Annotated in this window: 11 protein-coding genes; 6 read left to right on the forward strand and 5 right to left on the reverse strand. The window is 59.1% G+C overall.

Going from position 1 to position 12,853, the window contains the following annotated elements:
* Positions 1-125 precede the first annotated feature (125 nt).
* A complete protein-coding gene (locus H8B14_RS01860; RefSeq protein ID WP_187313927.1) occupies positions 126-833 on the forward strand; it encodes a porin family protein in 708 nt (235 codons plus the stop codon).
* A 91-nt stretch (positions 834-924) separates the two neighbouring features.
* Here the strand turns inward: H8B14_RS01860 and H8B14_RS01865 are convergent, their stop codons facing one another.
* Complete coding sequence (locus H8B14_RS01865) at positions 925-1,506, reverse strand: DinB family protein (RefSeq protein WP_187313928.1); 582 nt, start codon at positions 1,504-1,506, stop codon at positions 925-927.
* A gap of 123 nt (positions 1,507-1,629) precedes the next feature.
* Here H8B14_RS01865 and H8B14_RS01870 point away from each other — a divergent pair, with 123 nt between their 5' ends.
* The 3 genes from H8B14_RS01870 (at position 1,630) to H8B14_RS01880 (ending at position 4,745) form a co-directional block, all read left to right on the forward strand.
* Positions 1,630-2,589 (forward strand): hypothetical protein, encoded by a 960-nt coding sequence (locus H8B14_RS01870; RefSeq protein WP_187313929.1) that lies wholly within the window; start codon positions 1,630-1,632, stop codon positions 2,587-2,589.
* Between the two features lie 262 nt (positions 2,590-2,851).
* Positions 2,852-3,790: a ComEA family DNA-binding protein gene (locus H8B14_RS01875; protein ID WP_187313930.1), complete on the forward strand. Its 939-nt coding sequence runs from the start codon at positions 2,852-2,854 to the stop codon at positions 3,788-3,790.
* Positions 3,791-3,875: 85 nt separating this feature from the next.
* Entirely contained in the window at positions 3,876-4,745 is an 870-nt protein-coding gene (locus tag H8B14_RS01880; RefSeq protein WP_187313931.1) for a hypothetical protein, read from the forward strand.
* Between the two features lie 73 nt (positions 4,746-4,818).
* Here the strand turns inward: H8B14_RS01880 and H8B14_RS01885 are convergent, their stop codons facing one another.
* A complete protein-coding gene (locus tag H8B14_RS01885) occupies positions 4,819-5,712 on the reverse strand; it encodes a hypothetical protein (RefSeq protein ID WP_187313932.1) in 894 nt (297 codons plus the stop codon).
* 248 nt (positions 5,713-5,960) lie between these two features.
* Here H8B14_RS01885 and H8B14_RS01890 point away from each other — a divergent pair, with 248 nt between their 5' ends.
* Positions 5,961-6,161: a cold-shock protein gene (locus tag H8B14_RS01890; RefSeq protein ID WP_044016307.1), complete on the forward strand. Its 201-nt coding sequence runs from the start codon at positions 5,961-5,963 to the stop codon at positions 6,159-6,161.
* A gap of 156 nt (positions 6,162-6,317) precedes the next feature.
* On the opposite strand, the gene H8B14_RS01895 is transcribed toward H8B14_RS01890, so the two are convergent.
* Positions 6,318-6,812: a gliding motility lipoprotein GldH gene (locus H8B14_RS01895; RefSeq protein WP_187313933.1), complete on the reverse strand. Its 495-nt coding sequence runs from the start codon at positions 6,810-6,812 to the stop codon at positions 6,318-6,320.
* Between the two features lie 11 nt (positions 6,813-6,823).
* The gene (locus H8B14_RS01900; RefSeq protein WP_261989845.1) at positions 6,824-8,581 is read right to left on the reverse strand and encodes a PSP1 domain-containing protein; all 1,758 of its coding nucleotides are present in this window, start codon (positions 8,579-8,581) and stop codon (positions 6,824-6,826) included.
* Between the two features lie 336 nt (positions 8,582-8,917).
* Here H8B14_RS01900 and H8B14_RS01905 point away from each other — a divergent pair, with 336 nt between their 5' ends.
* Positions 8,918-9,727, forward strand: coding sequence for a M57 family metalloprotease (locus H8B14_RS01905; protein WP_187313934.1), 810 nt, complete (start codon positions 8,918-8,920; stop codon positions 9,725-9,727).
* Between the two features lie 478 nt (positions 9,728-10,205).
* On the opposite strand, the gene H8B14_RS01910 is transcribed toward H8B14_RS01905, so the two are convergent.
* A complete protein-coding gene (locus tag H8B14_RS01910) occupies positions 10,206-12,803 on the reverse strand; it encodes a S8 family serine peptidase (protein WP_187313935.1) in 2,598 nt (865 codons plus the stop codon).
* Positions 12,804-12,853 lie beyond the last annotated feature (50 nt).

Consider the following 12,853-nt stretch of genomic DNA (forward strand, 5'->3'; position numbering starts at 1 on the left):
ACATTCACTCTGGCAGAAAGTTGGCGGCTAACTCCTGCGTCGGAAGGAAAGCCCTTAGCGAAGCAGTCTATATTCGCGCCGAATCTAGCCGCACAGGTTCACTTACTCCCTATTTTTTCCCACTTATGAAGTTCCTATTCACCGCCCTGTTGGGTATGGCAACTGTAGCCCTGGCTGCTCCTGCAGCTGAGGCTCAAATCAGCTTTGGCCCGCGCATCGGGGCTAATTCCGCCGATTTCAGCTACCACACCCAGTCGTCGTATGTTCTCAACTCGCAGATGCGCCTTGGTGCGCAGGCTGGCGTAGCAGCCAACATTGGCTTCGGCAATATTGCCTTACAGCCGGCGTTGCTCTACAGCCAAAAAGGCTACCTAGTTGATTTGGAAGATTCCAGCCCTAACAGGGTCTCGACTCACCAGGAAGAACTACGCCTCAACTATCTGGAAGTGCCCTTGAATGTGGTGTACACCGCTAACGGAGCCACAGGCTTGCAAGTATTTGCCGGTCCATACTTTGGGCTGGCACTGAGTGGCAAGGGCAAAGAGGAGCTGAAGTATACTACTGGCAGCCCTAACGATATTCTTGAAGGGAAATACGACGTAGAATTCGCCGACCAAGCCGGTACCGACAATACAAAAGCTTATTACCGCCGCCTCGACCTGGGCGCCACATTTGGCGTGGGCTACAAGGTTGGCCCAATGCAGGCACAGCTCGGCTACGCCATGGGTATCAGCAATATTGCCCCCAACGACCAGAACAACGACGAGCCCAAAAACAAAATCCGCAACCGCAACCTCCAACTTAGTTTGACCTATTTTTTTGGGGCGAAGTAATTGGTGCTACCTACGTTATAAAAGAAGAGCTGCCGGGTGGACCAGCAGCTCTTCTTTTATGGTATACTTTCCCGCTTCAGTTGTGCGCCGCTCAGGCCACTACGCCCTGGCCCTGTAGCACCCGCTCGGCCTGCGTTACGTGGCGGCGGATGTGCACCACCAGCATTTCCAGCACGTCGGTGAGGCGAGGCCAGAGCAGCGGAATAATCGGGTTGGGGATGCGCACGGCGTTGGCATTGACGCGGCGGGCCTGCTCCAGCAGGTTCAGCAGCTCATCGAGCTGGCGGCCAAACACCTCCACCACGGTGCGCGGCAGCCGCGAGCCGCTGGGGGCGTACTGCTGGGGCGTTTTCAGGGGTTTGTCAGTAGGAGGCGCTTTGAGGGTCTCCGTCATTTTCTGGCCGATGTAGCCGTGCTTCACAGTTTCGGCGGGCTTGCTGCCGCGCTCCTGCGCCTGCTTGAGCTTGCGCGTGATGGTGGGCAGATAGAAGCCGCCGATGATGTTGAGGTGCTCCAGGCACTGGCCCACGCTCCAAGTGTCGGGCGAGGGGCGGCGGTTGAGCTGGTCGTCGGTCAGGGGCCGAAAACGCTGCTGCGTCACGTCACGCAAGGCGGTCAGCTCGGCAGTCAGTCCATCAAAGAAATCGGAGGTGCGGGTGGTAGTCTGACTCATAACGGGGTGCAATCAGGATAAGGAGCAGCAGAACGGCGCGTAATGATACGGGCCACGGGTGGCATCGGCAATTACGCAGTCAGGATTGTAGAAGATTCACGCCATTTCTGATACCTTGTTCCCATGCATCGTTTTCTGTTTAGTGTCTTTTTCCTGACTATCGCCGGTTTTTTGGCGCGGGCCCAGGCAGTGCCCAATCCCGGCGAAAATATTGCTTCCCTTGTCACATTTGGGGCTCAGGCCGACCCCAGCTGGGGCGACGACGATTTCACCCAAACCTTCTTCTTTCTGGTGCCCAAGCAAAACCGCCAGCCGGTCTATATCCGCCTCTTCGACCCCGACTGCGGCGGACAGTTCGACGAGAAGCGCTTCAACTGGAACACCACCACCGAGTTCAGCCTCTACGGCGGCGCGGGCGCCCACTCCGCCCCCGATGCCCGCAACCCCAAGCCCGGCGGCAACTTTCGGGCCGGCACGCTGCTCAAGCAGGTGAAGTTCGGGGTGGATGCGCGCTACGACAACCGATGGTACACGTTCGGGCCGCTTAACCCGCTGGAAGGCGAGTTTGTGCCCGAGTTTGATGGGTACGTGTTCAAGGTGATTGCGCAGGGCAAAGCCGGCGACGACGGCAACCTCTACCGCTACTTTTTCAGCACCAGCCCCACCCAGAATGTGGCGGTGGAAGGCGGCAATGCCTTCACCTACGAGTATGCTTTCCGGCTGGTGCCCACGCGCCGCGCCATCACACACCTCTACCCCTACGTCAACGACCAGGTAGTGAGCATCACGCAAAGCAACTTTGACCTTGACGGCGACGTGAGCATCAAGATTTTCAGCGTGGCCAAAAATGGGCACCCGGCCAGCGTAAGCCAGGACAACGTGTGGGCCCGCAGCCAGCACCCCATCAGCAGCAAAGAGCACGGCCTCTCGCTGGATATGCGCCTGACTTCGCTCACCAAGGAGGGCAACGACCTGGTTTTTTATGTCACCAACCAGTATGATGTGGCTTTGCCGTTTTTTGCTATTCCCTTGGGAGGGCCGCCTCGCTACCGCTACGATGTGGACGTAAAAATCAGAAAGTAAGCCGCTGCCCGGTACGGCCGGCAGCAGTCCGGCCATCGGACATTTTGTAAAAACCGGCCAACTCACGTATTAGCTTGCTTTCAGTTTATTATCTACCGTTACCCGTTTATGCTGAATTACTATGCCCTTTTCATCTTTGAAACCCACTAAGGCACGGGTTGCTTCCTCTGGCTTTTGGGCGCGGCTGCGAACAGCCCAGCGGCGGTACTTCGGCTTTTCACGCCGCGAAACCACTGGCTTTGCAGTCTTACTGGCCTTGCTGATGGGGCTGCTACTGGCGCCCATCTTGCTACGGCCGCATCTGCCCATGTACAACCCTGCCGCCGACCAGCGCCAGCTGAACCAGTGGGCCGCCGAGCTGGCCGCCAAACGTCCGGCCCGGCCCACCTACGCCGCCAGCAACAGCCGCTACCCGCGCCGCGCGTATGTTCGCCGGCCCCGCGTACCACAAATGGCCCTAACTCCTTTCGACCCCAACCAGTTTGGCAGCCTCGACTGGCAGGCACGTGGTCTGCCGGCCTGGCTGGCGGAGCGGCTGGTGAAATACCGCGACGCGGTGGGCGGCTTCCGCGCCAAAGAGCAGCTGCGCCGCGCCTATGGCCTCTCCGACACCACCTACGCCCGCCTGGCGCCCTACATGCAGCTGCCCGAAACCCTGCCGGCGCGGGCGGCCCGCTCCTACGCCAGCCGCCCCTACCCCAGCCAAGCCGCCGACCCAATCAGCCGCCGTTTTGGCCCTGCTGGCTCCAGTGCCTCTGCAGTGGGCACTTATGTGCGCAAGCCTCGCAACCTGCAGCCTTTTGATCTGAATACTGCCGATACCACGCAGCTAATGCAGATCCGGGGAATTGGGCGGGGGCTTTCGGTGCGGGTGGTGGAGTACCGGCAGCGGTTGGGCGGCTTCCGCACCGCAGGACAAGTGGCCGAGCTGTACAGTTTGCGCGACGCCCCCGATTTGGTGGACAGCTTGCGCAAATACACTTTCGTCCGGCAGGGTTTCGTGCCGGAAGGAGTGGACATCAATAATGCGCCGTTTGAGGTGTTGCAAAGCCATCCGTATGTGGGCAAGCGCCTGGCACGGGTGGTGGTGGCCTTCCGGCAGCAGCACGGCCCGTTCAAGCAGCCCACCGACCTACGCCAAATTCGTATTCTCGACGAGGCAACCTACGACAGGTTGCTGCCCTATCTGCTGCTTAAGTGAAGAGGGGCTAGCCGGCGGAATAGCTCCAACAGCCCAACCCTCCGGGCACAATGGGAGTTATACGGCTAACCTACCCTCTTTTTTCATGTTGTTTCTGCTGCGCGACAAGCTCTTTCCTATCCTTGTTTTCTTGCAGTCGGTGGTGTGCGGCTGCGGCTCAACAGATGGCCGGAATAAGTTTATCAAAATCACCAAAGACTACAAGGTAGAACAGACGGGCCGCCTGCGTCAGCAACTGGTGCAAGAAAGCTCGGGGTTTGCGCTGGCTGGGGTGCAAGAAGATATGTGGACGCACGGCGACGGGGGCAGCGTCCAGTCGTTGTTCCGCATTACGCCTCAGGGCGACGTACTGCAAACCTTGAATCTGGCCCCGCTTACCAACATCGACTGGGAAGACTTGGCGCGCGACAAGGACAACCGAGTGTATATCGGGGACTTTGGCAACAACCAGAACAAGCGGCGCAACCTGTGCATCTACCGGCTCAGCGGCGCCAAGCTCGACCAGATTGACACCATCCGGTTTCGGTATCCTGACCAGCGGCAGTTTCCGCCGCGCAAGGCAGCCCGCAACTTCGACTGTGAGGCGTTTTACTATCACCAGGACAGCCTCTACCTGTTCACCAAAAACCGGGGCAAGGGCCATTACGTGAAGCTATACTCATTGCCGGCGCGCCCTGGAAACCACGTAGCTACCCTGCTCGACAGCCTGCGCATTGATACATGGATTACGGCGGCCGACATCAGCCCCGATGGCCGCACGGTGGCACTGCTCGGCTACGGCCACGTCTATCTACTCACGCACCAGGCAGGCCGCCGCCTTTTCGACAGTCCTAAATCATGCCTTGCCCTCCCCACTACCGGCCAAGCAGAAGCCTTGACGTTCGTTAACAACACGGATTTCATGATCGGCAACGAAAAAGGCCGCATCTACCGCGCCACTCGCAAAGCCAAATAGCGCTACGCAAACGCAACACGGCCCGCTACTATATTAGTAGCGGGCCGTGTTGCGTTTGCATGGCAGCACTCAATTAAGCCTGATCCTGCGTGCCGGTGCGTTTAGGAGCGGAACCATAGTCGGGTTCCTTTTCATCGGCTGGCCGGTTCTCCTGGCGGCTGGCTTCGCCGTAGTTGCGGCTCTTATCCTGGCTGTCGTAGTCGCCGCGGGCAGGCGAGCCTACTTGGGAGTTGTCGGTGGCAGCGTCGTACTCATCGTTGTAGGAGCCACCGCGTGAGCCATGGCCGTCTTGTGTGCTACCGCTGTAGCTGCTGCCGGCACCGGCATTCCCTTCTTCCGGCATGGCGGCAGGGCGTCCGGCCTCGTCTTGGGCATTGGCAGTGCCACCAGTCGCAGCCGCGCCAGGAGTAGGCTGGCGGTAGTTGCTGTCGTCGGGGTGGCCCTGGTTGTCATAGCCACCACGCGAAGAATGCGCGTCTTCCTGCTGGTTACGCTCATCTGCGGTGCCTGGCGTCCGCAGTCCAGCTTGCAGCGGGCTGCCGCCCGACGTGTTGCCGTAGTCAGCGCTGTAGCCTTCGCTGCGGGTTGCCTGCGAACCATTGTCATTTTGTTGGCTGGTAGGGCTTCCCATACCTAGGCCATTGTCGCCGTTGCCTTGCAACGCCTGGTGGCCGTCGTGAGGCATGGTAGTGTCTGATGGCGGAGCAGCTTCGCGGGCAGGCTCCGGCGTCAGGTTGCGCACCTGGTTGCCGTAGCCACCGTGCGTGTGCCCCAGGTGGCCGTGGGGCCCAAACTCGCCCCGGTCGGGGCTGCTCTGCTGGTTTTCAAGCCGGTCGGGGTCCTGGAAGCTGGTTTGCGTACTGCTAAGATCGTAGCGGCTGCCCTCACTGCCTACTGTGGAGTTACTGTTATCGGCCGGAGCAGATCCTGGCTCAGCGTTATGGGGAGTTTGTTCGTTGTTTTCCATGGAGTATACTGCCGTTTTTGGCGGGAATAAGCGTGGCAGCTAGCAGCTATACGGCACCGTTTCGCGCATTGTTCGTGCTGGTTAGCTGAACTACTATAGCCAGCGTGCAAGCAGGTTTTGCGGCCCTGCTTCTGTTACCCAACAGCACCACGGCTATGGGTTGGATGGTTGTTCGTACCTGTTTATTGGAAATAGCTATTAGATTTACCGGCGTCTTTTCCACACTTCCACTACAAGCAGGTTCTTCTATGAAAACGGGCAAAGTGAAGTTCTTCAATGAATCGAAGGGCTTCGGTTTTATCATCCAAGACGAAAACGAGCAGGATATTTTCGTACACCAGACGGGCCTGATTCACGAAATTCGTGAAAACGACCGGGTTTCTTTCGAGGTAATTGAGGGCAAGAAAGGCCTGAATGCCGTGAAAGTAGAGCGTATTGCCGCCGTGTAATACTCATTCAGGGTAGCCTACCACGCAAAAAGCTCCGGCTGTCAGGCCGGAGCTTTTTGCGTGGTAGGCTACCCTATTTCCTCTTATATAACAAGGCCGCCGCATCAACTCTTATCAGAGACAATGCGGCGGCCTTATTATATAAGGGGAAGTCTGCTAGGGTTTGCGCGGCGCAACCTGGGCTACCCGCACACCCACGGCCATTAGCCCTGGCAGCTGATCCTGGCGCATGTACTGTTCCAAAACCAGCTTGTAAGTGCCCGTCTGCCGAAACTGTTGGTTAGGCAGTGCCAGAAATTGGTGGTCGTAGATGTCGCCGGTACCTTGGCCGCGTGGTTCGCCGGTTTGTGGGTCCATGAGAAACATCTGATGCAACAGCTGCGAAACGGGCTTACCATCAGGGCCTGTGAGGGTGTGCTTCAGGTACAGGTTATAGTAGCCATAGGCGGAGGCATTGCGCACGTTGAAGTACACGTCGTAGTGCTGCGTAGTGTCAGCAATATCGAACGTGAAAGCGGGCTTCTGCCGCACCGACCACGTGTAGCCCTCGAAATCAACATTCTTCTCATAAAGCTGATTCTGGTCACAGGCAGCTAGCACTGCGGCCAGCACCAGCACCGGCAGCCAACGGATTTGCTTAAGCTTAGTCATCAGCTATTGATTCAGGAAATACTGGGAGGAGTTGGAGTAGCGGAGCTGCTGTTCTCCCCCCGGCCGCCTCCTTCGCCGCGGCGGCCACCGCGGCGTCCGCGGCCTCCTTCGCGACCCTCACGGCCTTCGCGGCCTTCACGAGGTGGGCGCTCAGCACTGCCTTCCGGCGCCACCGGGCGTGCACTGGGCTCACCGGATGCGGAACTACCCCGGCCGCCACGCCGCTCGCCGCCGCCTCTGCCCTGGCGGGGTTCAGTGGCAGCACCATCGGCGGTGTTGCGGCGGCCCTCACGAGCTTCACGGCCTTCGCCCCGGCTGGCCTCGTCGCGGGAACTTCCCTCGGCACTGCCGCCGGAGCGGTTACGGTTGTTGCGCCGGTTAAGGGGTTTGGCAGCCGCGCCGCGTGGGCGGCGCGGCTCCTCGCTGCCACCGTCAGTAGCCGGAGATGCCGTAGGCTCGTCTGTATTAGCTGATGTGGCAGGTGTAGCGGCTACTCCCGCTGCGCGCCCCCGGCCACCGCCCCGCGGTGCGGATGTGGCCGGGCGCTCCTCGACTGGGGCGTCAGTGCGGCCCTTTTTCTTGGTTCGCTTCAGGCGCTTGCCTGCTTTTATCTTGTCGTCGAGGCGCTCTAATGAGCCTTCCACAATGGCCGTTACGTCGGGAGCCTTTTCTTCTTCGCGCAAGGCTACCAGCAGTGTATCCACCACTTCCCCGCGCTTGTTCAGGTCCTGTACCTCGCGCACCCGGTCCGTGCTGAGCACCACCCAATTGTTGTCGCCGCGCACAGCAAACCACATTTTGCGGCGGAAAATATCGGTTTTCTGCAGAACGTATTCGCCTTTGCTGGTGATGAGCGGGCGCTGTACCTGCGGAATGTCTTTGAGGGCGTCGAGGTAGGTGTCGAGCTCGTAGTTCAGGCAGCACTTCAGGCGTCCGCACTGGCCCGAGAGCTTGGCCGGATTGAGGCTTAGGTTCTGGTAGCGGGCAGCCGTGGTGCTTACACTCTTGAAATCTGTTAGCCAGGTAGAGCAGCACAGCTCGCGGCCACACACCCCAATACCGCCCAGGCGGCCGGCCTCGTGGCGTAGCGAAATCTGGCGCATCTCCACCCGCACCCGAAACTCATCGGCGAGGCGCTTGATCAGGTCCCGGAAATCCACCCGGTCTTCGGCCGAGTAGAAAAATGTGGCGCGGGTGCGGTCGGCCTGATACTCCACATCGGAGAGCTTCATTTTCAGGCGCAGCTCGTCTACCACGGTGCGGGCCCGAAACATGGTGCCGGTTTCCAGGTCGCGCACGGCGTTCCAGCGTTCCACGTCCTGCTCGGTAGCTACCCGCAGAATGTTGCGGATGTCCTTGGAGTCGGTGGGAACCTTCTTTTTCTTCATTTGCAGGCGTACCAGTTCGCCCTTAAGCGAAACGTGCCCCAAGTGCCAGCCACTGCCGCCGGCCTCTATCACGACGGCGTCGCCGGTGATAAGGGGCAGGTGGCTAGCGTTGCGGTAAAAGTCTTTTCGGCCGCCTTTAAAGCGGATTTCAACCAGGTCGAAGCCTTTGAAGTCACTGGGAGTATCTAAATCCTGGAGCCAGTCGAAAACATTAAGACGAGTGCAGCCACTGCTACAGCTGCCTTTCGAGCCGCAGCCCGTGGCAGACGTGGTAGAGCAGCCTCCACCGGATGAGCCGGATGAGCAAGTAGAACAGGCCACTGGTGAGGTATCTATATAGTGAAGCAGCGCCGGGCGCCGCGGAAAATCGGTTTCAGACAAAGATACAGAAATCAGCTGCGGAAGACAGGACCTGGTGCTCCCCCTGAATCAGCTACTGCTTCCGTTGCCTGCTCTAATGTGGCAAAAGCGGAGAACGTTTCATCAGAATTTATTTTCTAAAATTACACAATACCTATTTTACCCTTTTTCTTCATACTTCCTTCATTATTTTCAAGCTAGCGCACCTTTTTGCACGATTATCATGCGAATAGCAAAAAGGGCAGATGTATATAATTCTGTCAATCACACGGTTCATATTTTGTGATATCATTAATAAAGTCGTAAGTTTTGACCACAATTCGTCCCTTTCACTCCACAACCAACTCAACCCCTTTCATGAAAGCACCCCGTTTACTTACCCCGATGGCGCTGCTGTTTGGCGCAACAATGGCCCTTTCGTCTTGCGAGAAGAAGCAAGAAGTCTTGGCAAAAAATGAACTCTCCGAAGAAACCATCGGCCAGATCCGCACCCTGGGCTTTGGTACTTCTGACGCCAAAGCTGTAGAAGGTGGCGTACTGGTGGAAGGCGACATTCTGCTCACCAATGAAATGCTGAACAGCGCCCCCGAGTATTCGATGCTACGTGTAGGCCAAGACGAGCAGTACCGTACCAACAACCTGGTAAGCACCTCGAGCGGCACCCGCACCATCACCATCCGCGTTTCCACCAACCTGCCATCGGCTTACGTTACGGCTACCGACGAGCTGATCCGCCGCTACAATGCCGAGAACCTGCGTCTGCGCTTTTCGCGCGTAACGTCGGGCGGCAATATTGTGCTGAGCGCTGCTCCAGCTGGCTCTAGCTACCTCGCTTCCGCTGGTTTCCCTTCCGGCGGCAATCCTTACGGCTCGGTACAGGTTAACTCGGCCGCTATCGGCACGGCTAACGCCTCTACTTACATTGCCACCATCCTGGCCCACGAAGTTGGTCACTGCATCGGCTTCCGCCACACCGACTACATGAGCCGTCAGTATAGCTGCGGTGGCTCGGCTGTGAACGAGGGTGCCAGCACCGTTGGTGCTGTATACATCCCCGGCACGCCATCCGGCCCCGACCCGAACTCGTGGATGCTGGCCTGCATCGGCAGCGGTGCTAACCGCCCGTTCAACACCAACGACCGTACAGCTCTCAACTACGTGTACTAAGCATTGCTAGCGGCCGCCTGATTTCTCCACGAAAGGACTGGCGCAGAAATGCATAAAAAACCCCTGGTTCCACTTGGAGCCAGGGGTTTTTCGTTGGTGAATAGTGCTCCTGAAGTACTTACCAAATCATTTCGTTGCTTTAGTGCAATAGCAGGCCTACTCGCACCCGGGAATTTATAGCAGCTACCTACAGCACTGTGCGGCTGTGCCCTGGCTTTGTCTGCCGCTTCAACCGATTTAGAGAAGGATACAGACAGAGACAATACACGACATGGAAAGCATCGGCCATAGTATTCTTGCTGACTTATCTTCACAGAATGCCCCGCCAAGGCGGATTTGTGCGCTAACCGGTTCGGCATAATGCCTTGTGCTGCCTGATTTCTCCGGCAGGCCAGCTTGCGCGACTGATGAATGTGAGTTTGCGCGTATAGCCGCTCAGGCCTCCGCCGTTATTCGCTCAGCTACAGCCGGTACAAGACTATAGCACCACAATCCGGCGGATTATGCGAGAGCTGCCCTCCGCTTCGATGTGCAGCAGATAGGTACCCGGACGCAATCCGGCAGTAGGCATGTAGTTGATTGTGCCGGAAAAGGAACTTTGCTGCAGCAAGCGGCCCAGGTTATCGTAGAGGCGCAGGTTAAGGGCAGCTCCAACCGGACCAACTATATTGAGCGGGGTGCCAGCCACCACCGGCACCGGAAATACCAGCACTTCCTGCGGCCGTACCCGCAGCACTACCTCTGTTTGGCTGTAGAACGAGCGCCCCTGGCTGTCTTTCATTTCCAGACGGTATTGGTTGTAGCCGGGCGCAGCCGTAAGGTCCGTGAGCGTAAAACGAAGCTGCAAAACCGGACTTTGCGTGAGCACCGTGCGCCAGGCGCCTTGCTCCAGCCGTTGCAGGTTGAGTTGCTGCAGCCGAAAATTGCTGCCCAACTCTACCAGCAACTGCACAGTATCGGCCACGGGCTGCCGGGCCACAAAGGAACGCAGGTAGCAGTTGAAACCCGCCGTAGTCAGGTCGATGGTAGTACCGCGCTCGGCCACTTGTCCCCGGAATACTGGCGCAACGGCATAGTGTGGCGTAGCGGCGGCACTCCCCGGCAGAATATGCACAGTATCGGAGGTTAGCCGGAAAGGCTCCAGATGGGTAGCACCCAAGCGGTAAAGCTGGTACTGGGTGGCACCAGGCACCCGCGGCCAATACAGCAGCGTTTCGTCGGGGCAGGTATAGCCGATGCTCAGGGGCAGCGGACGAGCCAGCGCAAATGTATCAGACACGAACGTGCCACTGGGGCCTGCTACCATCCGCAGTTGAGCCAGCGTGGTGGTATCGGGAGCAGCCCAGGCAAAGGTGCGTGCCGCCAGCGGCACCGTGGCCACGGGCCGCCACGCCGTGCTCCCAACCGCCCGATACTGGAGTTGGCCGTTTGCAGCCGGGCCGGCCCACTGCCAACGCAGACGGTTGAGCTGGCCAGGCCGTGCGTTGCGCAGTTTGGTAGGCGTCAGCCACTCAAAGCCGCTAGCTAATTCATATGCCACACTGGATGCCTGCGGCCCTGCTGCTACTGCATAGCCACGTATGAATACCGTATAGGTGCCGGGCGCAGGTGCCGTGAGCGTAATCTGCTCTACATTGTTGAGATGGTCGGGGCCACGGCGGGCAGGCTGAGTTAGCGAGTCGGGGTGCGGGTAGCTGCTCAGCGTCCAGGGCTGCCAGCTACCACCGTTGCCGGCGAGTTGCACATCCAGGTCGTTGAGCAGCGCTGCCGGGGCATTGGCGGCTGCCTCGGGGTCAGTCCAGGCCAGGGTTAGCTTGAGTTGCTGCGTACCGGGCGGCACCACCAGTGTGAAAGGTACCGTTTGCCCCTGCCGTACGCTGGCCTGAAAATAGTGTCGGTCCAGCACCGTCCGGACGGCCCCCAGCGCATCGGCCTGGCCGAAACCGGCCACGAAATCCACTTCGGGCCGTCCTACGTCATCGGCACTGTTGAGCAGAACGGCTTTCACCAGCGCCGACGATGGCAGCATGCCGCCATTTTGCTCACGGTACGCCTGCTGTACCAGCAGGCTGATGCCCGATACCAACGCCGCCGCATCGGAAGAACCACCGTCGCCGAAAGCTACCAGCTCGGGCTTGATGCGGCCATCGTGGGCGGGGCCGCGCGAGCTGCCGGCCGCTACTTCGCCTAAGGCATTGGTGGCGCCTACGCTCAGCGTGTTTTTTGAGTGCTTGAATTGTCCGGTAAGGTTGGCCACACCGGCCAGCCCCCGATACACGCCCGTAGTACTGGTTTGGGTGCCGGAATTACCCGACGAAAACACGTGCAGCAACGCCGGCAGCTGCCGGGCCTGGGCATCATAGGCGCGGGTTTCCAGGCCGTAGTAGTTTTCGATGCCGGTGCCGTAGGAATGATTTTGTACGCTCACGTTGCGCTGCTGCAGCTGGCCGGCCTCATCGGGCAGCAGGTTGTCGTAGCTGGAGCTGGTGATGCGCGCCTGCCAGGCCACGCCGCGCCCCGCCGGCGCCGAGTTGCCGCCGCCCGCAATGAGCGTGGCCATAGTAGTGGCATGTGCCGACACCGTAACGGCCGCCGGGTCTACATTTACCAGACGGCCCTTAAAGTCGATATCATTGACATCCAGCGGATTTTCTTTCACCGAAACCGTCAGGCCCTGCCCGGCCAGCGTGGGGTAGCGGCGGTGCAGAGGGGTCACGCTGTTCACCGCCAAGTCGGCTTGGTTGAGTTGGCGCTCGTCGTGGGCAGGGCGGTTGGGCACATCAGCAAACACCACCAGCGGCGATGCCAGCAGCAATTCCAGCTGAGCACTTTTAAGGCCGGAAACCGTCACCAGGTTATTGGCTTGCAACTGCACGCGCACGCCCGGCAACGCCTGTTGAGCCCAGCGGGTGAATTCGGCGGCATTTTGCACCTGCAGGCGAAGCACTTTGGGCAAAGCAGAAGCGGCGCGGCTGGCCGGGGCCGCCAGCAGCCCCGGCGCCAGCTTGCTACCGGCAGCAGCCCGGGAAGCTTGCTGCGCAACGGCCGGCCCAGCCAGTAGTCCTGCTAATCCCAAACTCGCCCAAATGCGCAACGCCCGTTGTACCATACAGATTATCACCTAAA

This window comes from Hymenobacter puniceus, assembly GCF_014333525.1.
Lineage (GTDB): Bacteria > Bacteroidota > Bacteroidia > Cytophagales > Hymenobacteraceae > Hymenobacter.